Origin of the sequence: Paenibacillus sp. S02 (assembly GCF_019454065.1) — a bacterium.
In the GTDB taxonomy this organism is placed as follows: domain Bacteria; phylum Bacillota; class Bacilli; order Paenibacillales; family Paenibacillaceae; genus Paenibacillus; species Paenibacillus polymyxa_B.
Window position 1 is genome coordinate 5,445,696 of record NZ_CP073682.1, and the last position, 26,473, is coordinate 5,472,168.

Here is a 26,473-nt window from a genome sequence, read left to right on the forward strand (position 1 = left end):
TATCCTCCTTTATTTTTTGAATTCATAAGATATCCCAACTGATAGGCGTCCCTTTTAATACATTCTTACGAACTGGTTTTCCTAATAACTGATCTATATATTTAGGCGGGAGACCATAACCTGGACGTATCGCCCTCACATTCTTATCTGTGAGAATATCTCCCGCCTGCAAGTCTTCAGAGATATATAATGATCTTCGGAATTGAAGAGAAGCTTTTTCTGCATCTGTCGCTCCATATGAGATACCTCCGAGAGATTGCCAAGCTCTTTCAGTTTCCATAACTAGTGACTTCATTTCTTCTGGTTCCAACGAAAACGTTGAATCCACTCCACCATCAGCTCTAGACAAAGTAAAATGCTTTTCAATTACAGTAGCACCTAACGCAACACTAGAAACGGCAACTCCCACTCCCATAGTGTGATCAGACAACCCTACTTGAGTATTAAATAAATCCTTTAAATGAGGAATCGTACGTATATTTGTATTTTTAGGTGATGCGGGATAAGTACTAGTGCATTTTAACAATACAATTTGATTATTCCCTGTTTCTCTCACCGCTTGAACCGTTTCCTCTAACTCCCCTACAGAAGCCATTCCAGTAGAAATGATCACGGGTTTACCGGTAGATGCTACTTTTTTTATTAATGGTATATCCGTATTTTCAAATGAAGCTATTTTATAAGCTGGAACATTAAGTGATTCTAAAAAGTCAACCGCTGTAGAATCAAAGGGAGTACTAAATCCTATAATCCCTAGTTCACTACATCTCTTGAAAATAGGTTCATGCCATTCCCACGGCGTATATGCTTCCTGATATAAATTATATAAGCTTTTACCTTCCCACAGACTATCTTCATCCTTAATATAAAACTCTCCTGAACTTATATTAAGAGTCATAGTCTCAGCGGTATAAGTTTGGATTTTGAGAGCATCTACTCCCGCCTCCGCTGCTGCTTCTACAATACGCAAGGCACGATCCAATGATTGATTATGATTTCCTGACATTTCCGCTATAATGAAGGGACGATTATTTGTGCTTATTTCCCTATTCATTATTTTAAATCCAGTCAAGACAGTCCCCCCTAAGTTCTTTATGCATTATTATTTCTTCCTTATTTTCCGAAACCATAGCATAACCGCTCTTATTAAACAATTTAATTGAAGCAATATTACTTGGTTTTATCAAAGCAGTCAGAATCTTTATTTCATTATTCCAAGAAGTTGTATAACTTTCAATTTCGCATAGTATTTTTTTAGCATATCCTTTTTGTCTAAGACTTGGATCAATATTTATGCTAATCACCGCTTCATTGTCATTCATTAAGTCTAACCTAATTACTCCTACTAAGACTTCATTTTCATAAGCAATGAGTATTTTTCTTGTTTTGGTATCTAATGACTTTTCAAACCAATGTTTATGCTCTTCATAGGGAATCTCGTCTGTGACAAATGAATTTTTTCTAGTGTCTAAATCATTTCTCAGATTAAAAATGATGAGCGAATCATTTAAGGTCGCGCTTCGAAGTTCCATATGATCCCCACTTATCTATATAGTAGCCTCCAAGTTTTTAATTACTTTCTCTACCCCTCTGCCGTCAACAATATTAAACGCTGTTAAGCTATTGTTCTTTAAGTCACCTTCATAATCCTTTAAATTGTTAACAATATCAAGATCGTGAACATCGGAGTGGAAACCCAAGAATCTGTCTATCCCTAACTTTTCTCCCATAATAGCATTATGAATCTGATTTTCAGCAACCGCTATAACCAAACCCGGAAGGCCCATACAATATCGTTCCCAAGTCAAGGTCCCCCCAGAGCAAATGGCTAAATCAGCTTTATTCATAATAGCTGCAACAGAATTGGATTGAATATGCAGACTCAACCTTTTTTTTGAATCAACAATCTTTCTCAATTCATTGAGATGAGCATATGATTGACCGACTAGTATATCAAAATCCAGATTGCTGTCCAGTAACCCTTCTTTATCTAACGCATACAGAGACTTCAGCGTCTCATTAGTAGGATCAGTCCCTCCAAAAGTGACCAATACCCGTCGAATGGCACCGCTTCTTGTTTTAACTTTCTGACGTTCCAGATGGAATTCATCTCTTAACAAAGCATAACTTGGTCCTATCAATTGTTTTGCATTATTCGTTAATTCATTATATCTTGAATCAGAAATTTCATATAAATTTTGGTCTAAAAGGATATTGCAGATGTGCGCTCGATTAGCTAAATCATCAATTACTAAAAGTTTCTTAGCAATCCGAGACATTTCTTTTTCCCATATATCACTGATTTGATAATGATCAATAATCATCCAATCAAAGCCATTCTGAAAAGCATTATTGACTTTTGAGCTTACATACACAGCATCCTCAATTGACCCTACCGGATATTTGCTGTTTAAATAGAACGGAATGCAACCAATCTGCTTAATTTGCTCAACTAAGTGATCAGGCATTTGTTGAAAGACAAAAACCACTTCTCTTCCTGAGATTATCAGTGATTTTGCTAAGGCTAAACAACGCATCACATGTCCTGTACCGATTGCAACAGAGGCATCCGCTCTAATCAAAAATTTCATTCTTCCCCCTTGAGCTTCTTCTGCTCCACATGCGAGTTAATAAGGGCAATTTCTGGGCGAGTCTCCATTAGTTCCACAATATCCTGCCAATTAAAGCTGTCCCAATCCTTAAAATAGGTATATATTTGCTGAATTAGCTCCCAATCTTCAGTTGTGTCCAAAGTCCAGCGATAATTAGAGTAATCTTTCGCACAAGTAACACTTAGCATAGAAAATCGATCTGGATTTTGGTAAATATAGGGTGTCACATGTTCTCTTTGCTCCGTACTCTTCGCCTCTAGATGTGCTTTTTCTAGAGAAGCAAAAGAAAACACTTCTGCATCCAATCCTCTTGGGTAAGAACGTTCAATTGTATTGCTGACATAGTCATAAGAACCCATAATATAATTTTTGATTAGCTCATCAATAATCACAGGATCTATAACAGGACAATCTGAAGTAATGCGGATGATCACATCCGCATTATATGTGACAGCCGCTTCATAGTAGCGTTTTAAAACATCACTTTCACTACCACGATATACTTCAACCTCTGCTTTATGAGCCAGATTTACTATTGTTTCATCTGCCGTTAAATCAGTAGTTGCCACTACAATTTTATTAATTTGTTTTACTTTCTTTATTCTTTCTACAACCCGCTCAAGTACTGTTACACCCAGTAAATCCAGGCTAACTTTCCCTGGTAGGCGAGTAGATCCCATTCTTGCTTGAATGATCGCTACAATATTCATAAGTCCCCATACTTTCTGTTGTATTCTTATATAAGACTTTCATCATATAACCAATCAACAACAACCGCTTTATTAATGGGATTCATCTCTAACTCAGTAATCTCTTTGTTTATAGATTGATTTTTCCCTTGAAAAGCAGATGGAATGATAAACATATTTTCCGATTCCAACGCAACTAGCTGTTCATCGATGGTCATTAATTCCTCATAACGTTTTTCTCCAGGACGGAGACCGATATATTTAATAACTACTTTATCATTTAGCTTGTATTTCTCCGACACCGTCTCTATAAGCGCTTCCGCTAGATCCGCAATTCGCACAACTGGCATCTTCAGGACAAATACCTCACCACCCTGGGCTGCTTCATTAGCCTGCAGGATTAACTCAATCGCCTGCGAAGGAGTCATCATATATCTCAACATCTCTGGATCGGTAATGGTAATTACTCCATTTTCTAAAATTTGTTTTTTAAATAGCGGGATAACGGAACCACGAGAACCCATCACGTTTCCGAACCGAACCGAAGAAAACACAGTAGACTTGGAACCCTTTTGATATTCAGAAGCCGAAATCAGGCGCTCCGCGGTTAATTTAGTCGCGCCATAAGTGTTGGTCGGAGAAATGGCCTTATCTGTACTTGTGAAAAGAACCTTTTTCACTCCATTCTCTAGTGCAGCCTGAATGACATTTTGTGTACCTATTACATTGGTTTGTACAGCCTCAAACGGATTATACTCACACGAAGGAACGTGCTTCATTGCGGCTAAATGGAAAACATAATCAATATCCTCCATTGCCCTCATTAATCTTTGCTGATCCCTCACATCACCAATCAGATAACGCAATTGATTAGAATGAGCCTGAAAATCGATATTCATTTCATACTGCTTATGCTCATCACGGCTGAAAATACGAATTACACTCGGCTCGTCTTTCAAAAGTCTCTGTACCAGTTGGCGCCCTATTGTCCCCGTTCCACCTGTGATTAATATCTTCTTCCCTTTGTAGGTTTTCTTCTGCATGTTGAACACGTCCCTTGTCCTTTAACTCTTTATATCATCTATTCTACGAATCGATTCTACAAACAACTCTTCAAGCATCGGAATTTTACTCACTACCTCATTCGCTAGCTTTCCTAAATGTTCATATATCATATCAGCTTTGCGAGAGAGATTTTGCTCTATAGCGATCAAAGGTTGTTGCTGGTCAAACAAACCAATTTCCAGTGGGAGTATGGTTTCTATAATAGGAACAAACCAATCTCTACTTACAATGCTGGTCCAACGTTGTTCAATTTCAACAATCGCATTATGACATTTCAGCGGCTTCATTCGGCTCCATTCTCTAATATTCCCAATCGTTTTCAACATGACTTTCAATTCTTCCCTGAATTGAGAAAAATCATTGAGCGTATGCTGTATTTTCCCTTTAACCTCTTCGATACGATTATCATTTATAGTAAAGGGTTGATTACGTTGAATATTGGCTATGGCATCGCGCTCAACATGTTCATCAGCAATCATGTCATATACTTCCTCAATAGGCTTCCATATGGTCCCCTCTAGCGCTGCCCCATTACGAGTCGTATTAATGAATTCAATATTGGATAAGATTACAAACAAATTCTCTAATGCGTCTTTCATAAACAAGAAGCTTTCGTTCGTTGCATTATATCCACCGTGCACGTTCAATACCTGCTGTGGTGCCTTCTCCACGATGGATGCATTGTGGGATGCTTCAATATGTCCTACTCCATCAGCGTAGAACTTATTACCTGGAAACGATAAATCCTGCCCCATCAGTACAACACGTCGGGCCCCCAACCATACAGCCGCTTGTATAGCAGAGCCTACAACGGTTGGTGTCGCCGTTATAGCCACCTGTGCGCGATCAATTCCTAAATAATGCTGCGAAATATGATCATTACTTAATATAAAATGAATGGTATCTTTCTGCTTGCGATCCGTAATACCATAATAAGAGGTAGACCCATATAATAGTGGTGCTTCCAGCGTTCCAGGCTGAGAAAACACCTTATCATTGATAATACCACCATCCAGCGTAACCGCTAAATGTGGCTGTATTCCCTCTTTAACTAGTGCTTGAATACTAGAGCCTGCTGCTATAACAAGCGCATGAGGTTGCACTCGCTTAACCCACTCAATATCTTGCTGAAGCGATGGCCCCGATGCAATAATAAACGCCGTGCTTCCAGGAAAAGAAAATTTAAAATCATCAATAGAGTACGAGGATAGCATTCCAGCCATCTGATACATACTGTTGCGAATCCAGTCCTGTCGAAAAAGATGAAGAGTAATTTGATTTGATTCATAGGTGTGATTGTATTCTTCCAATTTTTCTTTAACATCACGTAATACATCCATCTCAACCTCGAGATAATGACGGAGAGCTACGAAAGCTAGTTCACGCTGCATATGGACAGAAGCCATATAAAATAGTGAATTCAATTGCGACTCACCAATAGCCAGCCAGTACAAATTGGGGTGTTCTAAAAGGCTCCGCATATCATAACTGCTAATGGAGTTTAGAAACTGGTATTCATCAGGCTCATATACAAAAAGCAAGCGGTCAGGGTACATTTCAAGGATGTCAGCAATGCCAAGACCCTGTCCAAATCCATAAACAAAAACACATTCTATATTTTCTACCGATTGCTGAACCGCCTCTAGCCAAATATGATCTTTTTCTATAGGCTCATTATAAGTCTTGTGATCCTTGGTCCCAATTGGTTCAAGTGAGAGTATTGTACTAGCAACCTGCGGAAAACGATTCTGTATAGCAGTCAGATTTAATGATAAAATTGTCAAGACCATACCACCATTCATAATGATTCTTCTTAATTAGTATATCGGACTGTAGCATGAAGGATTGAACCTTCAAATAAAAAAATCCCTCCCAGTAATGCCTGAGAGAGATTATAACACCATTTACTTCCTGTGATCTATAAAAAGACTATCAACGGAATAAGCACGCTGGTAAGCATTTTGTTGAACACGAATGTTCCCTTTTTTCTCCATCCAACTACCCGCTTCATCTTTCAACTTATTCATGCGCATTAATATCGGTCCATCCATATCTAAGATCAGTCCAATTTCTTGTTTGTCTTCCTCAGTGAGTAAAGCACGATATTTCTCCATTGAATGCACAATTTCCTGTCTAAGATCGACAAAAGCGACCAACTCTTCCTCTTCTATGATTGAGAGCCGATTAGTTGTCTCTATTGTCATTTCTTTTAGTGCTTGAATGAGGTCTTGAATATTGTTACTGTCCATTAGCTACCTGTGACCGAGCTTGGAAGTTTGCTCACTTCGACCCAAGCCTCACGTAGATCTGTTAGATGTTCCTCTACTTCCTGGGCTTTAGACACATCTTTATGAACGTTAGATTCAATCAGACAATGCAACATATATTCATAAATTCTTAATAACTCCTGTGCAATCGGATAGTCAAAATTCAATGCAGATATTAATTCATGGATGATAGCTTGTGATTTACAAAGATTATAGTTCGCTTTCCCGAAATCTTTATCTAAAATCCCGTCTATACCTGCCCGAGTAAAACGGATTGCCCCATCATACAGCATAATCAGAAGTTTAGGCTTGGAGGCAGTCTGGGCTTGAGCCTGCTGGTACTTCTGGTAAGGGGATTGAATCAAATGTATGACCTCCTTATTTATCTAAAGCTGGACAGGCTAGAAGAAGTGCTATTATATTTATTAATTGCCGTCTCCATAGCTGTGAATTTTTTGTAGTAGTTCGTTTCCATCATATTCAATCGGGCTGTCATATCGGTAATCCTTCTGTCAATACCCGTTAGTTCTTGTCCCATCGTGCTGCTGATAATGAATGAAGCACTAAGATCAGTGCTTACCTTTGAAGTTCCTGCCTTGTCAGCTAACTTTTGCAGCGCAGTATTGGATATTTTTTTCATACGTGCAAAAATTCCGTCTTGATCTGTATATTTATTACTTTGTGCTGTAGCAGAATCCTGCTTGCTGAAAAAGTTGGTCACAATATCAGGATCTTTATCTAAAGCAGCTTTCAGCTTATCTGTATCTAAAACAAGTTTCCCTTTTGTCTGATACGTACCTGTAGTTATACCGAGCTGAGCAAGACTAATTGTTGTACCGTCATCCAGTTTAACTCCCTGAACCATTGCACTACGCATATCCGCTACTGCGCTCTGCAAAATACTGTCATTTTTAAGCATTCCACTTTTAGCTTTATCAGTCCATTGTTTAACTTCATCATCACTCATGTCCTTTTTTTGGGCAGTTGTTAAAGGTGCATATTTTTTGTATCGTTCTTCACTAACTTTATTATTCAACGTAGAGAGAACATCATTGTACGCATCAACAAACTTCTGAACCGATTCAACCAGCTTATCCGTATCTTTGGCCACCTCAATGCGTGTTGAAGTACTCCCACTGGCATTATTAAGCGTAAGTTCAACACCATTCATCGTGAAGGTATTGGAGGACCTTGTAATATCCAAACCATTTACAGTGAGTTTAGCATCTTCGCCACCTGTGATGGTACTCCCCAGCTTTAAAGCTGTGAATATATCTCCACTAAGTTCAATATCTTTGGCCCCAGTCGTTTTACTTGTTAAAGAAACCTTACCTGTGGCGGAATCATAGATGGCACTCACACCAGCTTGCTTATTTGAATTGATTTTTTCGACAAAGGAATCAATCGTTTCATTGACAGGATCAATTTCTATAGATGCTTCTGAGGCTCCTGAACCTATTTTGACTATTACTGGGACGGTTCCTGAAATTCCCGAATTTTTAATATCCTGTAGCTTAACAGTTCCCCAATCAGTCGGTGCAGAAGCATTGAGTTCAATAGCTGCAGAAGAAGTAGCGCTTGATGCTGTTGCCAACGAGGCCACTTTTACATCCAACACCCCACTGGCCGTTGAAGAAACACTTGCACTAACTGCACTCGTATTTCCGGTAACATTCGCCTTCTGAGCGCTAATCGAGCTACTCATGCCAAGCTTACTTAGTTCTTGTGAAAAGGTAACCAGTTTCACACTGGTCTCCCGATAGTTTTCACGCTTCCATTCCATGAGCTGTTTCTGTTGATTCAGCTTGTCGAGTGGAGCGCTCTCAGCTGTCATCAACTTTTTAACCATTGAATCTATATCCATACCAGATGCTAAACCAGTTATTCTCGTTACCATGAACGTTCCTCCCTATCCTTTTTTATCGACGATAATCCCGGTAATCTCCATCATTCTTGCTGCTACATCCAAAATTTTTTCTGGCGGAACTTCACGAATGAGATCACCTGTTTCCTTGTTCAAAACTTTAATCATAATGGTGTGGGTTTTTTCGTGCACAGATATTTCAAACATTTTTTGCGGACCTTGAATCGCATCAATTGCTTTTTGCAACTGCTGAATGGTTTGCTCGTGTGTCAGCTGTGTTTTTGCAGGAATTACAGACTGGACTACACCTTCTTCAGAAGTTATTGGAGGATCAGTAACTGTCTCCTCCTTTGGAGTTCCGGCAGAAAGGTGAATCGGTGTTATACCTCCTGCATTGGCCGATATCAACGGTTCCATAACATAACCCCTCGCTCATAAAATGGTATGTCGCACACTGTATCTCTTCTACTCATATTAGATGTCCTACTTTATATATCGGTTAATGATTTAGATTATTTATGAAAAATAATACAAAAAAACAAAAAAAGGCTCTGCAAGATGCAGAGCCTTTAATAATTAGCTTGCTTTCCAAAATCTTAACGAAGCAGGGAAAGTACGCCTTGTGGTGCAGAATTCGCTTGTGACAGCATGGATTGGGAAGCTTGCAGCAAGATGTTGTTCTTGGACAAAGTAACCATTTCTTTAGCCATGTCAGTATCACGAATACGAGATTCGGAAGCTGTCAGGTTCTCAACTGTAGTACCCAAGTTATTGGAAGTATATTCCAAACGGTTTTGAACAGCACCCAGTTTAGCACGTTGTGTAGCAACTTTTTCAATAGCATCACTTACGTTTGTCAATGTGGAAGCGTCTTTCAAGCCAGTAAATCCTAGTGTAGCAACACCACTAACTGTAATCGTGAAGGCTTTATCGTCAGCTTGTACTTTTACGTTAGAAGTGATTTTGATTCCATTAAATGTTGTGTTTTTCATGATGCTGTCGATTTGCGATCCCAGTGCGTTAAGCTCCATGTTGATGTTGCTCTTATCACTAGTAGAGTAAGTTCCGTTCAGCTTTTGAACGTTCAATTCTTTCATACGAGAAAGCATGGAGGATACTTCGTTCATTGCACCCTCAGCAGTTTGTGCAAAAGAAATACCGTCTTGAACGTTACGTTGGGATTGTTCCAAACCACGGATTTGTCCGCGCATTTTTTCGGAGATAGAGAGACCAGCAGCGTCATCAGCAGCACGGTTGATACGCAGACCGGAAGACAGTTTCTCCATGTTTTTGCTTGCTGCAGCATTATTCATACCCATGTTACGGTGAGTGTTTAATGCAGGAATATTGTGGTTGATAATCATTTTAAATTTCCTCCCTGAAATGGTTTAATTCCCACGTCCTTGTGGTATGAGCGTCTTCACAGGTCGGCCGCCCTGAAGAATTACCGCTCTAAATTATATATCGACACCTGCCACTGTATTGTTTATAGCATTTGAAAATTTTTAAAAATCTATTTCGGAAAACAATAAAAATCGTATTTTTTTTAATATCGTCCAATAATTGACACTTTTTAAACTCTATCTTATATTAAGCTTGTGGTAAAAAATATACTAATTGAAGGAGTGTTTCAATTATGCTTCGAAAAACTTTTCGTTTGCTATGCGCTTTGACTCTTGCGGTCGGTTGGTTCTCAGCTTCTTTTAATCAGGCACTTGCGGGTTCTTCTCAAGCCAAACCTATTCAGTTGCCAGCGCAATTTCTAAATTCCATGGTTAAGAAAGGCACAAACACACTTCTAAGTGATCTACATACACCGCTGACCCAATCTAAATCACTTTCAATCTCCAAGGAGGAAATTTTAAAATCTCCAAAGTTAAATGCATTGCCAGAGACTTCGTCTAACAGTAAATTTTCCGTCTCCACAGTCACATATGATGTTTATAACACTACACCCGATGGGGCAATCTTTATTAAATCAGGTAATTCCGCGCAAGGTTATATTACTGCGGAGGGTGAAAGCCGCTGGTTTTTCACACGTGTCGAAACTCCCAATAAGCTGACCGTATTTCTAAATCCAGGAGCATCCACAACTAATGATTACGATCTTCATCTATACAAGCTTGATGAAAGCACAGGAACGCTAAACAAAGTTTCATATTCCACAAAGGGGGCTGGTCAATATGAACAGGTCAGCTATGTAGCAGGGACCGGCTATTATTTCATACTCGTCCAATCATATAAGGGATTTGATGTCACCCAGCCATTTACCGTTCATTCTATTCAATCCGACAGCTATGACAGCATTGAACCAGATGACAATCCCTGGTTTGCTAAAGACCGTGGTTCAGCCACCTTTAGCAGCAGCCAAACGATCGACAATATCCTGGATGAGGATTGGAGTAAAATCAAGATTCCCTCTGATAGCACCGTCCGTCTCAACCTCAACAACACCTCAGCTTACGGCGAATATCGACTGGACCTATATGATTCTAATTTAATCAGTCTCGGATATCTTGGTCAGAACACTACCGCACAGTTGAAGCTGGCCGCAGGGGAATATTATATTCGTGTTATCGCACCGTCCAAATTCGATCTTACCACTCCATATACTTTGACAGTGAGTTATCAAAATGCTGATGTTGCAAGGGTGGTAACCTCCAACATTACAACAGACGGTGGAGTATACGGTTTTATAAACTATGGTTATGGACAAAAATGGAGAATAAAAAATAATATCACCATTAGCGGCAGAGCGTTCGATGCCCAAGGCAACCCTGTTGCAAATGCTATTGTCACCACCAGAATTATTGTGACAATAAACAATAAGGTCTTCACCGCAAGCGGAACAACTAATGAGCAAGGATTTTTTACGATTCCAGTAAATGGTTTGACCTCGGCTGCAGGTAAGTACTCTTTCTACAACGGCGTCAGCACTCATTATTTCGATATTATTCCAATCGATTTTTACAGTGGCGGCAAACTGCTCAACTCCGATATCAACAGCCTCTATCATTTCGCTTACCAAATTAGATAACATAATGCAGAGTGAACATTTTTAAAATCCATTTTTCATTTCAACCATAATAAATAATATAAAAAAAGCTGACCCTCGTTGGGTCAGCTTTTTTTATCAAATCTAACAGCGAGCTACTCTATGCCATCACTTTCCTTTCCCATCTCCAATATGGCGGTTTGAAGCGTTTTAAGATCCATTGCTGCGCTTTGATTATTATCCTGAATTGCGTCGAAAATCTCTTTACGATAAATATCTATATCCTTGGGGGCAGATATTCCAATCTTTACGTTATCTCCTTCAACGGAAAGCACCGTTAGAACAATATTATTCTGAATTACGACAGACTCGCCTTTCTTGCGCGATAATACCAGCATCAGGCTTCACCGCCTTGCTCTTCCGACTTTAAATTGGGCCACAATGTATGTTTGGTCGTATATTCCGAACTTTGCAGAACGATCTGCTTACCTTTTAGATCTTCCGTGTTAAAAATGATAGGGGCAATTAAGTTGACTGTTATTTTTTCTCTATTACTGTGCCAGGTTACAATACAACGTATTTCAATCTGATTTCGGTCCGTTACATCAATATCTGCAAGTGCATCGTTAGATAACTCAAATTCGTAATTATGGACAAAGTCAAAAGGGTTGATTGTTATAAAGGAGATCGCAGCTTCTTCTACAGCACTGAAAATACTAAACAACTCGTTATGCGCCTGTAACTTAAATTCACGTAAATGCTCGAAACCGGGTAATCCTTTAGGGAAAATAAAAATCGATTCTGCCTTATACTGTTCTTTTTCATCTATTATATGCTTTTGGTTCATACTTCATCCTCCTAAAAATAGTAACAAAAAAGCTACGGACCTACGTCCATAGCTTCAAAATGTCAAAGAAAACAAAATATCATCTCATAAAATCCATAAGAGATGGCTGCATGATCTGAGCCGATGATTTTAAAGCAGCTTGATATATAGTCTGGGCTGAGGTAGCCTGAATCATCAGGCTTGCAATATCTGCATCCTCAGTCTTAGACTGCAAATTTGTTAAATTTAAATTACGATCATCTAGACGCGATTGCACAAGCTCCACACGATTCGTGCGAGCTCCAACTTCGGACAGGCTGGATTGCATTTTGGTAAAACGAGATTCAATATTTGTAAGTTGGCTTGATATTGTCGTTTGGTTTCCACTTGCCAAAGCTGCACTCAAGTTATCCATAACTTTAAAAATATTATCCGCATCTATTGAAGCTCCAAAAAACTCGCTTCCAGAAGTATTCACCTGAAATGTGGATTGATCTCCAATTGCATAATTCACACTACCTTGATCTGTATCAACTTGGTCATAACTGGTGATTGTACCCGTAAGCTCATAAGGAGCTTGATCATACTTTTGACCATTAAAAATATACTTACCACGGATTTGGCTATTCCCGATATTGGTCATTTGCTCCTTAAGCTGATCTACCTCTAACTTAATGGCATCCAATCCAGATTGAGGAACAGTACCACTTGAGGCTTGAACCGTTAGCTCTTTTAGCCTTTTCATCACATCTCCAGCCTGCTGCATAGTGGAGTCCGTAAAATCCAACCAACTTACGGCTGCATCAGCATTGCTGGAATACTGCTCATTGGAGGCCAGCTCAGCTCTGTAACGAAGGGCATAAGTCACACCCACAGGATCATCTGAAGGTTTATTGAGCTTGCGTCCGGTTGTGATTTGATTTTCCATTTTACTCATATTGCTATAATTACGATTCAGGTTACTGAGCGTCTGCATACTCATCATCCCCGAGGTTACTCGAATCGCCATACGCTACCTCCTACTAATTTGAATTAGAGCCCTACACGGCCTGTACTATTAATCAACTTGTCCAGCAATTGATCGAATGTCGTCATAAAACGAGAAGCCGCACTATAAGCATGCTGAAACTTGATCAGATTGGACATCTCCTCATCCAACGATACTCCACTAACAGACTGTCTGCTTAAATCCACCTGCTCCGTCAGTAGCTGTGCATTCTTCGATTGACGTTCCGCTTCCTGAGTCTGAACCCCAAGCTGTCCGGCAATAGAGCTAAAGTAGTCATCTACTGACGTTGGAGTAGACAAAGCTGCTCCGAAATCAAACTTTATATTTTTCAAGTTAGCCATAGCCATAGCTAAGGCATTATTCCCAAGCACTACCTTTTCATCTGTCGTTCCCGTACCCTCTACCCGTAAAGAAGTTGCAATTTTATTAGGGTCATTTTGTATGTCGGGATTTAGGGTAATATTACCTGCTGTAATTGCTACTCCGTCTTTAGAGGTAAAAAAAGCGTCCCCTTTGGTAGGAGTTGTTCCACTAATTGTATAACCCAACTGGTGAAGTCCATTGATACCTTGGACAGTAACTTTCAAATCGCTTGTTAAAGTCCGGTTATTATTAGCATTAGAGTAAGTAACCGCTGTATTATTCGGCCCCGTATTCAATACTGTTCCTTCAGGAAGCACAGTTCCTTTAGGGAGGGTAACTTCAATATTTCCATTGGCCAGTGTGTTGGCCAATTGGTTCATCTGGTTTTTGTAATCCACAACATATCTGTCACGTGAGAATACCATCCCGTAAACTTCGCCGCCAGTCAAGGCACCACCTGTGAAAGCTGCCTGAAGACCATCTGCAGTTAAAGGTGTAACCACATTACCAGTTACAGCTATTTGTCCAGCTACTGTTACTTGATATCCATCATCCAGTTGAGTAACCTGCACATTAGCCAGTTTAGACAATTTATCGATCGCATAATCTCGCTGATCTCTCAAGTCATTTGGATTATCTCCCAATGACTCCAACTTGGTAATGTTCCCATTTAAATCGGCTACAGATTGTAATAGAGAATTCATCTCTGTTGTTTTTAATGTAATATTATTGGTTAAATCGGAATCTAGCGCATCAAGTTGCTTGCTTGCCTGATTCAATGCATCCGTCAATGCCAGCGTCGTTTCTTTTACGATTTTACGGTTAGTTACATCTTGGGGATCTTGACTTAAATCCGACCAAGCATTCCAAAAATTATCCATAACCTTGCGCATTCCTGTGTCAGATGGTTCGTTCATAATCGTTTCTAGTTTATCCAGAGTATCATAGCGGATACTCCATCCACCTAGAGAAGAGTTTTCATTACGATACTGATCATCCAGAAAAGTCTGACGTACCCGCTCAATTGCACTGAACTCGACCCCTGTCCCCAGTTGTCCCCTTACTACAGAACGATTCAAACCATACGCCTCCATAGATTCGGAAGCCTTCATACTAACAACTTGCCTTGAATAACCGGCTGTGTTAGCGTTAGCAATATTGTGCCCTGTCGTATTTAATGCTGCGGTTTGGGTATTTAAACTTCTTCTCGCTGTTTCTATTCCATGAAATGTCGAGGTCATATTTTCCTCCTGCAATTAGGCCCGAGTGTCGAATAACCCTGAGCGGATAGTAGAATTTTTTTCATCTGGGCGGTGATACGTTGTCTCAAATTCCTCGTAATAAGACATCGTCTCTACGGAAAAATCAATGTAAGAGAGCGCCTGTTCTATAAGCTGACGATTTAACTCATTAAGTTGCTTAAGTTCGTTCAACGTCTCCGAAAGCCGTGCTTGAATGCTTAACAACCTCTGCTTATCTTGAAGGTCGAACACAAGACGTGACAACTCTGAAATGGTTAAGTTCAACTTAGATTTAATTCCGCGTCCCTGCAAAAATTTATATGCAGAGGAAATACGTTGTTCCTCAAGTTCATCGATGAGTTTGGACATCTTCGATTCCTGGTTCATGACTAAAATGAGCTGATCTACCTTATTTGATATCAGTGCTTCTTTTTTTTGATTCCCTAATGTAATCAACTGCTCGTGAGCCTCTCTAAGCTGCTCCAGCACATCAATCAATCGATCTAAAGGCATATTCCTTCACCTAGCTTTCAGAAGACTGCTTGAAGTAAGGTAACAGCTTCTCTGCAATTTTATCGGCATCCACACTGTAGGTTCCAGAAGCTACTTGCTGCTTAAGCTCCTGAATTTTCTTAACGCGGTCTGCATCACTGCTGCGATTCAGCATTTCCATTGCTTCCGGAGAAATCGAAACCTCGTCCTTGCGGCGGGATTTCTTTTGCTCCTCTTGACGTCCTGTTTCAATATTTCGCTGATATGGATTAATAGCTCCGATGCGGTTGGTCTCGTTAATTTTCATAACTTCCACCTTCCTTAGTTATTTGATATGGTCAGAATGTATCAGACGACATAGCGTCGAACATGGTTCGTATTATGCCTCACTTCTTTATTTTGTGCATGGTTGCTAAAAATAAAAAAACCGATAAGCTCTATAAAGATTATCGGCGGTATTTGAAACTTTTTGAATAGCTGAATGCGTTTTTAATTCCCCTGTACTACTTTCCACGAAGTTTATCAATCGCGCTGTAGGTACCTGAGCCCATATTATTACTTTGATCCTGATTACTACTTTCGCGTACAGCCTGATGCAGGTCTTTAGTCAGACGTGTTCGACAAGAATCGCACATATGCCCTTCACGAATCGGTATCCCGCATACCTCGCAAGGATACGTCATATTGGGCGCATTAGCAATGGAAATACGTCCCTCACGTATAAATGTCGTGATTTGCTTTACGGATACCTCAGTAGCCTCTGAAAGCTCATGCATATGAATGCCCTTATTTTCACGTATATGTTTGACACAGCGTTCGTATTCAAATTCAATTTCTTTAATACAGTTCTGACAGATTCCCCTGACGTTCTTAATAAACAGCTTTCCACAGCGAGGACAGTTATCCAAATTCATCCTCTGTAGCGCCCCTTTCCAATTTCCGATCTTTAATTACTTTTATCCTTACATTAACTTATAATGAAGAGCCTCGTCTAGCAAATATTTCAAAAAAGATTTTCAGATTTTACACAATTGCACATCTTATAAGTTATCATATAAAAAGTATAAGAGAGAATGATCCATCATCAAAAGTTTGTCTACATCTATATGCATCAATATGCAGTGAAATAAAAAATAAAGAAAGCCCATGAAAGTTAATAGCTCAGCCTATTGCATGTGTTTATTTATCGTCAAACATTGCTCCATACTTTAGATAGAAATAAAATAAGCGCCATTCCAGTTATTTTCGGGAATAGCGCTTCATTATACAATTAAAATAGCTATATATGAATATGAGTAAATGTAGAAATTAAATATCAAGATGAGGGAAAAACCGGGCGAAACAATCCTCAGAAGAATTCATGTTCACCTGTGCCCCGAATGACATCAAGAAAGCCCTGTAAATCCGGGGGAACGGCGCCCATACGAATGCTCCGCACATGGAGTGTGGGTATTCATAAATCTCATGGACCTAACATCATCTCAACTTATAACCTATCTGAAATCAAGCTAGATGCACCAGTGGAAATTTGCAGCCCAAAAAAACAAGCTATTTCACAAATAATTATTCAAAAAAGCATTGTTTTAATAGAGGCCTTCCCGTATACTATAGTCAAACGCTTGGTTTAAAAAACACACTTCATTATTCATTTATAATGATAATTATTTATTTGTGTTTGCTTGCGGTACTTGCAATTCTTGACCTGCTTTAACCAGGTTGTTGATTTTAACCAGTTCTTCAACAGTTACACCGTATTTTTCAGCAATAGAAGCCAATGTGTCGCCCTCTTGAACATTTACAGTGATTGTATTTACAGTTGCTGGTGTTTCAGTTGTAGTCGTTGCTGGTTTTGTGGTTGTTGCTTGATTGTTGTTCTCAGTAGCTGGTTGAGCTGGTGTTGTAGTTGCTGCATTTTCAGTAGTTTCAGTTCCAAAAAGTTTTGCTTCAAATGCTTTTTGTGCTGCTTCTTGTTGTTGAATGATCAGTTGTTCTTCAGCTTGGTCTCTGTTGCTTTCTGTGTTCGATTTTGCCATTACTTGACCTGTTGCAAGTGGACTCAACAAAGATACTGCACCTAAACTAACTGCCAACATGCTAGATACTGCTACTTTTTTCATTACGTTTTTCATGATTTTTTCTCTCCTCTTTTTAGCTTTAAATTTTAATTAACTGCTTTACTACTGAGCGAGACACTCCCAATGTCCGCTCTTTAGTCATTAGCTAATCACTTATTACCAATCATGTTAGCTATCAACAGATAGAAATTGTACTCCTCTTTTCCAAAAAAATCAACCTCTAAATTGAAATATTCTGTTTTCATCCCTCACTTCCTTACTTTTTGTTTGTCTCTATATTTTTATTATATACCTCTCTCTAGCTCGTTGTCAAATCCTGCTGATTGTATGGTTTAAATGGCTTCTGCTCTATCATCTAATTCTTCCATTAAGGGAATTATACCCTTTTTTCATAGTTTCAAGCAAAATAATCATGAGAAATACTGGAGATTGGACTTATGATCTGGCTAAAGTCAGGCAAAAAATAGTCAAATGTATTCCTTGCTCTAATGCCTTTTCTCTCAATACACGTGCACACGCCTGCAATGTGCTCCCCGTTGTATAAATATCATCTACAAGCAAAACGGTAACGGAAAGCTTTTCCTTCGTAACACATTGAGATTCAGCTTTTAAAATAAAAGACTTCAGCAAATTTGTCATGTTGGGGTGGACAGAAAACGCATTATTCATTGTGTTCATGCGTTCCTTTTTTGATTTAAAGCTTTGTTTGCCTGTATCTTGTGGACGAGCAAGTAATGATAGGAAGAGGAGCTTATTCCGCCTAGCGATCTCTTCTGCCAATATCCGAGCCTGATTGAAGCCTCGCTCTGTCAGCCTCTTCTCACTTACTGGGACACAGGTCACTACATCCACACTCCACAAAGATCGCTTGAAACGAGAATGTTTAAGACTTGCAAACTCACACCTCATCGCCTGATAGGCTCGATTCGTGATCTCACCCAGCAGGGTACCATACTTTTCATTCCCGCGATATTTGAACTGTCCAATCCATTCTCTCATCATCGGCGTATAGCTGGTTGCACTCCGATTGCATACAAAGTAACGTACTAATCGGTCAAATTTTACGCAATCCGGGCAAAACGTCGGACGTCCGCAATGAACACAACGAATGTTGTAAACCCAAGGAATTTGAAGCGAACAAGAAGTACATATCCCAGAGAATTCAGAAAAACGTCCTGTGAAAGTGCCGCAAGCGATACATGTTTGGGACTGACGTTGGAATAACCAATTCAAAAATAGACGGGTTCTTGGAATCATCCCCATACCAGAATGCACCTTTCTTGGTAGTTTACGTACTGACATTGTTTCAGGTTTCACATTTCCAAAAAAACTTTTTTTATTTAATACATTTAGTGCTTCACCTCCTTCAGGTACCCTTTTTTCCGAGCCAGTGCATTCATTCGTTTAATTTGTCTAATCGCTCTCTTTTGGCCTCGAGTCCATTGGGGCGATGTAAAAATAACACCTCCACATGGATCATCCTTGGACCTTCCCGCGCGACCAGCCATTTGGACAAGAGAGGCTTCATCAAAAAGACTGCTGTCCGCGTCTAATACATACACGTCACTCCGTGGAACAGTCACCCCTCGCTCCAAAATAGTCGTTGTAACCAGAACTCGTATTTCAGTAGCTCGAAATAAGCGCACTTTAGCGGTTCTTTCTTCATCCTGTGAGGAGGTTCCAGCAATAGGTACATCAGGCAATTGTTTAATCAGCAGCTCCACAAGTCCCTGAATATGTGAAATTCGTGTCACAAACAGGAAAACCTGTGCTCCACGTTGTATGGATACGCGTAGGCGTTGAATAAAGGATGCGGGTAGCCGACCTTTTTGCAGCCAATGTTGCACTGAAGCAGTCCCCAGGCGAAATGGGACAGGTAGGGGATGACGATGAAAACGAACGGGAACCTTGGCGTGTGGCAGTAGACCGCGTGCAGCCTCTTTCTGCAAAGCATGGGGTGGTGTAGCAGACAAATAGATAAACTTTCCCTTCGGCTTACATACTGCTCGTGCAGCAAAAGCAAGCATAGGATCATTGTGATAAGGGAACGCGTCGATCTCGTCAATCACAACCAAGTCAAAGGCTTGACGATAACGCAATAGCTGATGTGTCGTTGCCAGTGTCAGCTGTCCCCTTTGCCAGCGTTCTGCGCTTCCCCCATAGAGCGTCACCATACTCACATCGGGAAAAGCAATGGCCAAACGAGGGGCTAGCTCCAGTACCACGTCGCGGCGCGGTGTTGCCACAAGCGCCGCTCCGCCGTGGTCCAACACATATTGCAAGAGCGGAAACATCATTTCCGTCTTGCCTGCGCCCGTTACGGCCCAGAGCAGAAAACGTTCTGCCACGGTAGTGGACCCTTGCCAATCAGCGATATGCCTCGCACCTTCGCCAGTTTTTGGCGAAGACTGCCTGCTGCGGGCAAGGGGGCTGCCCTGCGAAGCGGCAGCACCTGATCCCCGGCACGCAACCATGTCGCGCCGGAACAACGCCCGGAGCCCACGGCCTTCCGGGCGAAAACGTCCCCGCACTTCGCCGTGCGGTGCGGCCAAAAAGCGCAGCGCCGCTTCGGCGGCGGCACGCTGTGCAGGGCTCAACCCCCAGCGGTCGAGTTCCGTCGCCGGGGCTGTGTCTGCTGTGTGCGGCAGGGCGGGTTTCGCTGCACCGCGCAGCAGCAGCGAGCATTCACGGCTGCGCCCCAGCGCGAGACATGTCTCGCAGTAAGCGCACGCCTTACGTCCGCACGACGCACAGCTCGTGCGGTGCACTATCCCGCTGCCACAACGGTTGCAGCGGAGTTCATGCGTACGCGCGGCAGACCAGCGCGTACGTGGTGCTGGAGCGAGGCCAGCAGCAAAGCTGAGTCGGCCTTGCAGATATGCAAGCTGTGCAGCGGATCGCCAAGTACGCTCCAAACCTGGCGCTGCCTCTGCCAGTAGCGCTTCGACTTCCGGAACGAGTAACTGGCGTCCTGACAACAAATTAACCAACTCATTCGCTTGTCGTGTTAAACACTCCCTATCCAATCCATCAATTCCCGTGACGAGGCTCCTTTTTAGAATAGAACGTAAACCTCCGTTTGTTTCTCGTCCCTCATTCCTACTTTCTGTGCGAGAAGTCCACCCTTGTCCACCATCCCAAATACATATATTTTCTACTACTCCAGATAAAATCCGTTCTCCGTCGAAAGGCTCAGGAGCCAGTTCACTTTTTAGCTGTGCGAGAATATAAGCCCACCACTGCCGTTTTCCCCATCGCTCCATATCTGCTAATTCCTTAAATGTTTCGCACAGCTTTGTCCCCCAGGACAAGGGAAGCTCATCTCCTAATAACACCCATCTTTCGACAACATTCTCTTGCCCCTCATCTTGATTCATCCACCATGTCATATCTACTCGAATATCCACAGATAATCGGAGAGTCCAATTCCCTTTATACTTCACTGCATATACTGCAATTTTCACCTTCCCCTTCTCCTCCCATTCATGATTTTTGCGGTTCTTGTCACCCCAGAGAACAGCAAAAAAGCACACTCCTATGGCTAATAGCCTGAAGTGTGCTTCACATCAAGTAGATTTCAATGAAATCCCTGTCGTCTTGCCTATGCAACTGTTTATAAACATTTATATCCGATTTTGACCACGATGTCCACAATTCCCTGTCGCTAAGGAACAAGTGGGGCGTCCGCCAACGACTTGACCGTTCTAAGATCAATAACAACCTGCTTTTCACCGCCTGACTTCGGTAAGACCGGGTTCCCCGGTGAAAAACGACTTGAAATGACTGAAACATCCATATGACTATAGCGCACTAACCGTGTCAGAATCGGTAGCGTATCGTCCATAGATTCATCATCCAGTACTGTCACATGTAGCGGCCTCCGGTGTAGCCAGGCAAGTATGTTCAGCGAACGCATCACCCATTCCACACGATCTCCGTCATTGGACGTAATCACAATATAGCGAGTCGCACGATGACCCGGAGATATTGCGCGTGAATCTTCACCATTGTGATAAGCCTGAACCGCCTGTCGTATATACATAAGATGAACGACTGCGGCTCCCACACCGTATATAAGCAATATCCAAACCAAGTGAGCCGTCACGAGGGTTCCACCTCCTCCTATAGCGACAATATATGCCGTATAACAGGAAGAGGTGTCACGGTTATGTACTGGGTTTCCGTATGAGCTGACATATCGCTCCAAAAGAAAGGCGGTACAGCATTCAATCTATTAGCAGCTGCATCGTCTAATGCATGGAAAAACTACACTTTACAGCGTAACCCATCCATATTTGATTGAGTTAATAACTGCTTGTGTACGGTCATCAACCTCCATTTTTTGCAGAATACTGCTGACATGGTTTTTGACCGTTTTCTCACTAATGAATAAATATTCACCGATCATCTTGTTGCTCTTACCTTCAGCCATCAGACGCAGCACTTCAGCTTCACGACGGGTCAATGGATTATTTTCACCTGCGACAAACTTCACGCCGGCTTCCTTCGTATGACCTTCAGCCATAGCCCCTGTTTCGTTCAAGTAGGTCATCCGGCGAAGCTGCTGAATGAGTTTACCCGTTACCTTCGGATGGATAAACGCATATCCTTCATGAACCGAACGAATTGCATTAATGAGAGACTCGGCCTCCATATCTTTTAACAAATAACCATTGGCTCCCTTGCGCAACGTCTCGAATACATAGCTTTCATCATCATGAATGGATAAAATGATAACTTTGACATCTGGGAACATCTCACGCAGTTTTTCGGTTGCCTCTACACCATTTTCAATTGGCATATTAATGTCCATCAGAACAATATCCGGTTTCTCTACGTTACAGAATTCCAACACTTGAATACCGTCGCCACATTCTCCGATGACCTCAATGTCGTCCTCCATATTCAAAATACGTTTAAGTCCTTCACGGAACAACTGATGATCATCCGCTAAGAGAACTTTAATGGGTGCATTACTAATTTCCTGATTTTCCATGTTGTTACTCCTTTCCCTTTTCCACGTTGGTTGGGATATGAATCACTATCTTGGTGCCTTGATTCTCAGCTGATTCGATCTCCATTCTCCCCTCGAGCAGTTCAACCCTTTCCCGCATACCAATCAGACCAAAATGCCCATGATCTTTGCTTTTTTGCTGAAAAAGCTCTGGCTTGAAGCCCAAACCATTATCCTGCACCACGATTTTTACAAGCTGCGCCTGATAGGTAATCTCAACAAGCACATAGGTAGGATAAGCATGCTTGGCAGCGTTGGTCAAAGCTTCCTGGATCAGACGGTAAATGGCTGCTTCCATCGCGGAAGAGAGACGGTGTTCCTTGCCCCTTGTTTCAAAAAGCGATCTAATCTTCGTTTTTTCTTCAAAATCCTGCACATATTTCCGGAGCGTCGGAATAAGCCCCAGGTCATCCAGGGCCATAGGACGCAAATTGAAAATGACCTTTCGCATTTCCTCAAGACTGGAGCGAACCTGTTTCTTCAAGTCTACTATTTCGTCCTGAACCATCTTAAATTCCTGCTTGGCGATCATTCTTTCCACAATTTCCGTCCTAAGCACTAGATGCGCAAGGAGCTGCGCAGGCCCATCGTGAATTTCACGGGATATGCGTTTGCGCTCCTCTTCCTGAGCCAAAATAATTTTCAGACCAATAAACTGCCGGTTTTTGGCCGATTCGATGATCCGCGTCACTTGTCCCAATTCGCCCGACAAATATTCCAGCACGACCCCCATCTGCGAACCTATGGTTTCGGCGCGCTCGACAGAAGCCTCGACACTTTTGGCCCGCTTTTGAAGATCATCTCTTCTGGCTTTGAGATACATTTCCTTCTCACGGAAAATCATCACATCGAGTTGAAGCTGTGTTGCCTTCTCATAAGCCTGCTTGATATCCTCTTCCGAATAGCGAACGAAGTCACGGCTGACCTCAGTCAACCGAATGCGGGACCGCCGATAGTTCATTTCCAGCTGGTCCACCTTTTCGATCGTTTCTGCCGTTTCCTTCAAGACGCTCTGGAGCTCCTGATTTAACGTGACCAGCTCGGTCCGGGCCGTGTCCAATATTTCGAACATCTGATATTTGCTGTTCTCCATCACCTGGATGGCATTTTTAATGACTCGGTCTATGATATCGGCTTGAAAGTCCACAAATGTTCTACTCCAATCCTAGCATTTCAAGTATATATCATACCATATCATGACTGAAGGGTGATGGTCTTCGTTTCCTGTTCCCATTTTACAGTCATTCCTAACTGCTCAGACACGAGTCTTAACGGGACTAAAGTCCTACCTCCTAGCACAACGGGTGCAACATCAGTGCTTTGCCGCTTCCCGTTCAGAACAACTTCTTTTTTCCCTACGGTCAAATCCATCAGTACACCGCCGCGCATAATAGTGATCCGCTGATCGCCCGCATTCCATTTGGCTTGTCCACCAAATGCGTCCAGCACATACTTGATCGGAACATACGTTGAACCCTCGCGAGTCATCGGAGCGGCATCAATCGTGGTCGGCGTTCCGTTCACCGTCATTGATTTTTGCCCGATCGTCATTTGAGCTGTTCCTTTTTTGAGTCCTTCTGTACCGACCGTTCCCGGTGTATTAAAAGAAATATTATCAAAAGCAATTTTGCCTGTTTTAGCGCGCTCGTCCTGACCCTCTGCCACATTGACCACATAAAGACGCTTCAGCTTCGCCGGATACGAAATATTCAAACCGCTCATATCTGCGCTAATGGTTTTCCAGCCGTTCCAGTCGATCACTTTAGCGAGATCAATATATGCTGTTTTGCCTTGAGCATCCTCTAGCTCTGCGCGCAGCCAGTTCAGACTCTTATCCCCTCTGACATCAATCGAGATGGAAGTAGCCGCCTGTTCAAGCGTTTTCCCGGATGTGCCGTTCAATTGAGCGTAAGCATACATTTTACCACTGCCGTTCGTCATATCGTAGTTCAGCTCTAGTACTTTGGAATTGGAATGGTCGCCATCTCCTTGTACAACAGCCGCTGTGCCAGTAACACCTTCCACATTCGAAGTAAAATCAACCGGATACGAAACATTTTCGAAGTTCTCCCAGTTATTTGTACTTGCTCCGCCAGCAGACAGGAAGACGACAGCGCTGAAACCATCATAGCGACCGATGGCATAGCCCGTTTTTACGCCTGCATCCACCGTATTTACTGTAAGCTGATTGTCCTTGACACTGCCCTTAAAGCCGATGAACTCCCATTTGAGCGCATCTGACGTAATGCTGACACTCTGTCCATCTTTTGTCTTTGCCGTTACCGGTACAGCGATTTTAGCTCCAGCGGTAAGCGAGCCAGTTCCAGTGCCTGCGGTAAGTGATGAAATTTCATCTGCTCCAAGCACCGTGACCTTGGTTGTAGCGCTGGCTGAGCCACTGGATGCCGTTAAAGTAGCCGTTCCTGGTTTGGCTCCCTTTACAACGCCGCCGCTCACTGATACAACAGCCGGATTGCTGGATTTCCACGTCACTTGTACTTTCGAGGTATCAAATGGATTGTAGTAGTTGTCATACCCTTTGAAGGAATAGCTTCCGGTCTGTCCAATCAGCAGCGTTTTATTGCCCTTGATGGTGAAGCCTTTGAGCGTTCCTTTAGGAGCATTGGTATATACCCCTACTCCATTTACAATACTACGTTGCTCTGTACCATATTCTGTATTGAACGTAAGCCCCGCTGTCGTATCTCCCAAATCACGTGTCACCATGGTGGTAGAGCCGCCCCCGTCAAGGTTCATCCCCTTCCAGACGCCAATATCCTTCATCAGCGTTTGCAGCTCGCTCAGGGATACACCAACGCTGTTCCCATTCTTCTCAACGGCTATGACATAAGCGTAACGCTTGTCACGAGAATATCCCAGAGCTGTACGCGCACGCGTCCCGCCTATGCTTGTTGTGCTCCGGGAAAAAGAGGTTTTCTGACCGTCATTTACTAATATGGTATGTCCACCAATCATCATCTGAAGGTTAGAAGGATCTACTTCACTCCCTGTCGATTTAACACGAAGGTGATAGCTCGTTTCTACGGTTTGTCCCACGGTCAGATGCGCTTTGGCGTAGTCAGCAGCTTTACCATGAGTACGTAAAATATAGCCATCCTGCGGAACGGTCATATTCAACGTAGCATTGTCGGAGACTTGTGTAACTACACCATTTTGTACCAAGATCTCGGTGGGCGTTGTCGAACTGTTTTTGGGCCGCTCAATTGCTTTCCAAGCAGATGTATAAATATACATAGCATTAGAGTGACTATAGTTGCCCCCACTCGTCTCAGGCGAATACGAAGCCTTGTTCATCCCCGCCAAAGAGAAGGACGACCCATCTCCAGCTTTTACTGTACCTTCAAAAGTAAACTGCTCCACCATCGGAGAACCATCCTTGGTTACAGCAAAGGCATACATACCCGTTAAATCAGACGGAGTAGACATCAACACACCCTTGGATACTTGTCCACCGATCGGCGCTCCCTCGCTGGAGGTATTAAAATAATCCCCGTTTACACCAGCAACCGCCCCGGTCTCTTTTGCCATGCCACCTGTGCTCTGACGGGTCGTAAACTGTCCATTCTTCCCCGTCATGACATCCAGCTTAACGTACGGATTTTGCAAGTCCACTCGAATGATATCAGCCAGCGCTGTTCCTTTGGAACCTTTAAAACGATATTTCAATAATGTTGCACCCGAAGTAATGATCTCTTCGCCCAATTTGACAGTTGAACCAGAGGCTGCACTTGCGATTGGAGCAGACATCCAACCATTCAAGGGGATTAGAGCCCCAGTTCCAGCAACCGGACCGACCCATAATACCCCTGCCAGTGTTAACACGACCCATCTTTTAGCGATTCCTCTGCCATTAACTTTCACTTCACTCTGTTTCTTATTACTTAAAAACATTTGGATAATAGCTCCCATCTTCAATGTATTCAAACGGTTTTGTTCCGCG

27 protein-coding genes are annotated in these 26,473 nt (G+C 42.1%); 2 read left to right on the top strand and 25 right to left on the bottom strand.

Features of this window, described 5'->3' with window-relative positions; translation table 11 throughout:
• Positions 1-22: 22 nt before the first annotated feature.
• From pseI to KAI36_RS24265, 11 genes are all read right to left on the bottom strand, one after another.
• On the bottom strand, positions 23-1,054 hold the full coding sequence (gene pseI, locus KAI36_RS24215) for a pseudaminic acid synthase (RefSeq protein ID WP_220028199.1): 1,032 nt from the start codon (positions 1,052-1,054) through the stop codon (positions 23-25).
• A gap of 4 nt (positions 1,055-1,058) precedes the next feature.
• On the bottom strand, positions 1,059-1,532 hold the full coding sequence (locus tag KAI36_RS24220) for a GNAT family N-acetyltransferase (RefSeq protein ID WP_220026220.1): 474 nt from the start codon (positions 1,530-1,532) through the stop codon (positions 1,059-1,061).
• Between the two features lie 15 nt (positions 1,533-1,547).
• Positions 1,548-2,591 carry a UDP-2,4-diacetamido-2,4,6-trideoxy-beta-L-altropyranose hydrolase gene (gene pseG, locus KAI36_RS24225; protein ID WP_220026221.1) on the bottom strand — a complete coding sequence of 348 codons (1,044 nt, stop codon included), beginning with the start codon at positions 2,589-2,591 and terminating at the stop codon, positions 1,548-1,550.
• Complete coding sequence (locus KAI36_RS24230; RefSeq protein WP_220026222.1) at positions 2,588-3,322, bottom strand: cytidylyltransferase domain-containing protein; 735 nt, start codon at positions 3,320-3,322, stop codon at positions 2,588-2,590. Before KAI36_RS24230 ends, pseG begins: the two co-directional genes overlap by 4 nt.
• Before the next feature lie 26 nt (positions 3,323-3,348).
• Positions 3,349-4,344 (bottom strand): UDP-N-acetylglucosamine 4,6-dehydratase family protein, encoded by a 996-nt coding sequence (locus tag KAI36_RS24235; protein WP_220026223.1) that lies wholly within the window; start codon positions 4,342-4,344, stop codon positions 3,349-3,351.
• Between the two features lie 21 nt (positions 4,345-4,365).
• Positions 4,366-6,168, bottom strand: a complete 1,803-nt coding sequence (locus tag KAI36_RS24240) for a motility associated factor glycosyltransferase family protein (RefSeq protein WP_220026224.1) — start codon at positions 6,166-6,168, stop codon at positions 4,366-4,368.
• 102 nt (positions 6,169-6,270) lie between these two features.
• On the bottom strand, positions 6,271-6,615 hold the full coding sequence (locus tag KAI36_RS24245; RefSeq protein ID WP_220026225.1) for a hypothetical protein: 345 nt from the start codon (positions 6,613-6,615) through the stop codon (positions 6,271-6,273).
• Complete coding sequence (gene fliS / locus KAI36_RS24250; protein WP_160788496.1) at positions 6,615-6,998, bottom strand: flagellar export chaperone FliS; 384 nt, start codon at positions 6,996-6,998, stop codon at positions 6,615-6,617. The genes KAI36_RS24245 and fliS overlap by 1 nt, the downstream gene beginning before the upstream one ends.
• Positions 6,999-7,015: 17 nt before the next feature.
• Positions 7,016-8,530 (bottom strand): flagellar filament capping protein FliD, encoded by a 1,515-nt coding sequence (gene fliD, locus KAI36_RS24255; RefSeq protein ID WP_160788495.1) that lies wholly within the window; start codon positions 8,528-8,530, stop codon positions 7,016-7,018.
• A gap of 12 nt (positions 8,531-8,542) precedes the next feature.
• Positions 8,543-8,914: a flagellar protein FlaG gene (locus KAI36_RS24260; protein WP_220026226.1), complete on the bottom strand. Its 372-nt coding sequence runs from the start codon at positions 8,912-8,914 to the stop codon at positions 8,543-8,545.
• A 179-nt stretch (positions 8,915-9,093) separates the two neighbouring features.
• Positions 9,094-9,861, bottom strand: a complete 768-nt coding sequence (locus KAI36_RS24265; protein WP_220026227.1) for a flagellin N-terminal helical domain-containing protein — start codon at positions 9,859-9,861, stop codon at positions 9,094-9,096.
• Positions 9,862-10,133: 272 nt separating this feature from the next.
• On the opposite strand from KAI36_RS24265, the gene KAI36_RS24270 reads away from it, so the two are divergent.
• On the top strand, positions 10,134-11,534 hold the full coding sequence (locus KAI36_RS24270; protein WP_220026228.1) for a carboxypeptidase-like regulatory domain-containing protein: 1,401 nt from the start codon (positions 10,134-10,136) through the stop codon (positions 11,532-11,534).
• A 113-nt stretch (positions 11,535-11,647) separates the two neighbouring features.
• Here KAI36_RS24270 and csrA read toward each other — a convergent pair whose 3' ends face one another.
• The 7 genes from csrA to KAI36_RS24305 form a co-directional block, all read right to left on the bottom strand.
• Positions 11,648-11,890 (bottom strand): carbon storage regulator CsrA, encoded by a 243-nt coding sequence (gene csrA / locus KAI36_RS24275; protein WP_220026229.1) that lies wholly within the window; start codon positions 11,888-11,890, stop codon positions 11,648-11,650.
• Positions 11,890-12,339 carry a flagellar assembly protein FliW gene (fliW, locus tag KAI36_RS24280; protein WP_160788490.1) on the bottom strand — a complete coding sequence of 150 codons (450 nt, stop codon included), beginning with the start codon at positions 12,337-12,339 and terminating at the stop codon, positions 11,890-11,892. The genes csrA and fliW overlap by 1 nt, the downstream gene beginning before the upstream one ends.
• Before the next feature lie 79 nt (positions 12,340-12,418).
• Positions 12,419-13,327, bottom strand: coding sequence for a flagellar hook-associated protein FlgL (gene flgL, locus KAI36_RS24285; protein ID WP_160788489.1), 909 nt, complete (start codon positions 13,325-13,327; stop codon positions 12,419-12,421).
• A gap of 23 nt (positions 13,328-13,350) precedes the next feature.
• Positions 13,351-14,931 (bottom strand): flagellar hook-associated protein FlgK, encoded by a 1,581-nt coding sequence (gene flgK / locus KAI36_RS24290; RefSeq protein WP_160788488.1) that lies wholly within the window; start codon positions 14,929-14,931, stop codon positions 13,351-13,353.
• A 15-nt stretch (positions 14,932-14,946) separates the two neighbouring features.
• Positions 14,947-15,444 (bottom strand): flagellar protein FlgN, encoded by a 498-nt coding sequence (locus tag KAI36_RS24295; RefSeq protein WP_160788487.1) that lies wholly within the window; start codon positions 15,442-15,444, stop codon positions 14,947-14,949.
• A 10-nt stretch (positions 15,445-15,454) separates the two neighbouring features.
• Positions 15,455-15,730: a flagellar biosynthesis anti-sigma factor FlgM gene (gene flgM / locus KAI36_RS24300; RefSeq protein WP_220026230.1), complete on the bottom strand. Its 276-nt coding sequence runs from the start codon at positions 15,728-15,730 to the stop codon at positions 15,455-15,457.
• Between the two features lie 196 nt (positions 15,731-15,926).
• On the bottom strand, positions 15,927-16,337 hold the full coding sequence (locus tag KAI36_RS24305; RefSeq protein WP_023990675.1) for a TIGR03826 family flagellar region protein: 411 nt from the start codon (positions 16,335-16,337) through the stop codon (positions 15,927-15,929).
• Positions 16,338-16,868: 531 nt separating this feature from the next.
• Between KAI36_RS24305 and KAI36_RS24310 the strand changes: the two genes are divergently transcribed.
• The gene (locus KAI36_RS24310; RefSeq protein WP_258382221.1) at positions 16,869-17,051 is read left to right on the top strand and encodes a hypothetical protein; all 183 of its coding nucleotides are present in this window, start codon (positions 16,869-16,871) and stop codon (positions 17,049-17,051) included.
• A gap of 33 nt (positions 17,052-17,084) precedes the next feature.
• Here the strand turns inward: KAI36_RS24310 and KAI36_RS24315 are convergent, their stop codons facing one another.
• The 7 genes from KAI36_RS24315 to KAI36_RS24345 form a co-directional block, all read right to left on the bottom strand.
• The gene (locus KAI36_RS24315; RefSeq protein WP_220026231.1) at positions 17,085-17,552 is read right to left on the bottom strand and encodes a LysM peptidoglycan-binding domain-containing protein; all 468 of its coding nucleotides are present in this window, start codon (positions 17,550-17,552) and stop codon (positions 17,085-17,087) included.
• Positions 17,553-17,933: 381 nt separating this feature from the next.
• Complete coding sequence (locus KAI36_RS24320) at positions 17,934-18,500, bottom strand: ComF family protein (RefSeq protein ID WP_220026232.1); 567 nt, start codon at positions 18,498-18,500, stop codon at positions 17,934-17,936.
• Positions 18,501-18,847: 347 nt separating this feature from the next.
• On the bottom strand, positions 18,848-20,962 hold the full coding sequence (locus KAI36_RS24325; protein ID WP_220026233.1) for an ATP-dependent helicase ComFA: 2,115 nt from the start codon (positions 20,960-20,962) through the stop codon (positions 18,848-18,850).
• 200 nt (positions 20,963-21,162) lie between these two features.
• Entirely contained in the window at positions 21,163-21,603 is a 441-nt protein-coding gene (locus tag KAI36_RS24330) for a hypothetical protein (protein ID WP_025719114.1), read from the bottom strand.
• Between the two features lie 168 nt (positions 21,604-21,771).
• Positions 21,772-22,494 carry a response regulator gene (locus KAI36_RS24335; protein ID WP_007432713.1) on the bottom strand — a complete coding sequence of 241 codons (723 nt, stop codon included), beginning with the start codon at positions 22,492-22,494 and terminating at the stop codon, positions 21,772-21,774.
• 4 nt (positions 22,495-22,498) lie between these two features.
• Positions 22,499-23,659, bottom strand: coding sequence for a sensor histidine kinase (locus KAI36_RS24340; protein ID WP_013312293.1), 1,161 nt, complete (start codon positions 23,657-23,659; stop codon positions 22,499-22,501).
• A 47-nt stretch (positions 23,660-23,706) separates the two neighbouring features.
• Positions 23,707-26,424, bottom strand: coding sequence for a stalk domain-containing protein (locus tag KAI36_RS24345; protein ID WP_220026234.1), 2,718 nt, complete (start codon positions 26,422-26,424; stop codon positions 23,707-23,709).
• Positions 26,425-26,473 lie beyond the last annotated feature (49 nt).

Excerpts from the sequence above, each read along its gene's own strand:
- pseI (WP_220028199.1), bottom strand. The coding sequence starts at position 1,054 with ATGAATAGGGAAATAAGCACAAATAATCGTCCCTTCATTATAGCGGAA.
- KAI36_RS24220 (WP_220026220.1), bottom strand. The coding sequence starts at position 1,532 with ATGGAACTTCGAAGCGCGACCTTAAATGATTCGCTCATCATTTTTAAT.
- pseG (WP_220026221.1), bottom strand. The coding sequence starts at position 2,591 with ATGAAATTTTTGATTAGAGCGGATGCCTCTGTTGCAATCGGTACAGGA.
- KAI36_RS24230 (WP_220026222.1), bottom strand. The coding sequence starts at position 3,322 with ATGAATATTGTAGCGATCATTCAAGCAAGAATGGGATCTACTCGCCTA.
- KAI36_RS24235 (WP_220026223.1), bottom strand. The coding sequence starts at position 4,344 with ATGCAGAAGAAAACCTACAAAGGGAAGAAGATATTAATCACAGGTGGA.
- KAI36_RS24240 (WP_220026224.1), bottom strand. The coding sequence starts at position 6,168 with ATGAATGGTGGTATGGTCTTGACAATTTTATCATTAAATCTGACTGCT.
- KAI36_RS24245 (WP_220026225.1), bottom strand. The coding sequence starts at position 6,615 with ATGGACAGTAACAATATTCAAGACCTCATTCAAGCACTAAAAGAAATG.
- fliD (WP_160788495.1), bottom strand. The coding sequence starts at position 8,530 with ATGGTAACGAGAATAACTGGTTTAGCATCTGGTATGGATATAGATTCA.
- KAI36_RS24260 (WP_220026226.1), bottom strand. The coding sequence starts at position 8,914 with ATGGAACCGTTGATATCGGCCAATGCAGGAGGTATAACACCGATTCAC.
- KAI36_RS24265 (WP_220026227.1), bottom strand. The coding sequence starts at position 9,861 with ATGATTATCAACCACAATATTCCTGCATTAAACACTCACCGTAACATG.
- KAI36_RS24270 (WP_220026228.1), top strand. The coding sequence starts at position 10,134 with ATGCTTCGAAAAACTTTTCGTTTGCTATGCGCTTTGACTCTTGCGGTC.
- csrA (WP_220026229.1), bottom strand. The coding sequence starts at position 11,890 with ATGCTGGTATTATCGCGCAAGAAAGGCGAGTCTGTCGTAATTCAGAAT.
- fliW (WP_160788490.1), bottom strand. The coding sequence starts at position 12,339 with ATGAACCAAAAGCATATAATAGATGAAAAAGAACAGTATAAGGCAGAA.
- flgL (WP_160788489.1), bottom strand. The coding sequence starts at position 13,327 with ATGGCGATTCGAGTAACCTCGGGGATGATGAGTATGCAGACGCTCAGT.
- flgK (WP_160788488.1), bottom strand. The coding sequence starts at position 14,931 with ATGACCTCGACATTTCATGGAATAGAAACAGCGAGAAGAAGTTTAAAT.
- KAI36_RS24295 (WP_160788487.1), bottom strand. The coding sequence starts at position 15,444 with ATGCCTTTAGATCGATTGATTGATGTGCTGGAGCAGCTTAGAGAGGCT.
- flgM (WP_220026230.1), bottom strand. The coding sequence starts at position 15,730 with ATGAAAATTAACGAGACCAACCGCATCGGAGCTATTAATCCATATCAG.
- KAI36_RS24305 (WP_023990675.1), bottom strand. The coding sequence starts at position 16,337 with ATGAATTTGGATAACTGTCCTCGCTGTGGAAAGCTGTTTATTAAGAAC.
- KAI36_RS24315 (WP_220026231.1), bottom strand. The coding sequence starts at position 17,552 with ATGAAAAACGTAATGAAAAAAGTAGCAGTATCTAGCATGTTGGCAGTT.
- KAI36_RS24320 (WP_220026232.1), bottom strand. The coding sequence starts at position 18,500 with ATGATGAGAGAATGGATTGGACAGTTCAAATATCGCGGGAATGAAAAG.
- KAI36_RS24335 (WP_007432713.1), bottom strand. The coding sequence starts at position 22,494 with ATGGAAAATCAGGAAATTAGTAATGCACCCATTAAAGTTCTCTTAGCG.
- KAI36_RS24345 (WP_220026234.1), bottom strand. The coding sequence starts at position 26,424 with ATGTTTTTAAGTAATAAGAAACAGAGTGAAGTGAAAGTTAATGGCAGA.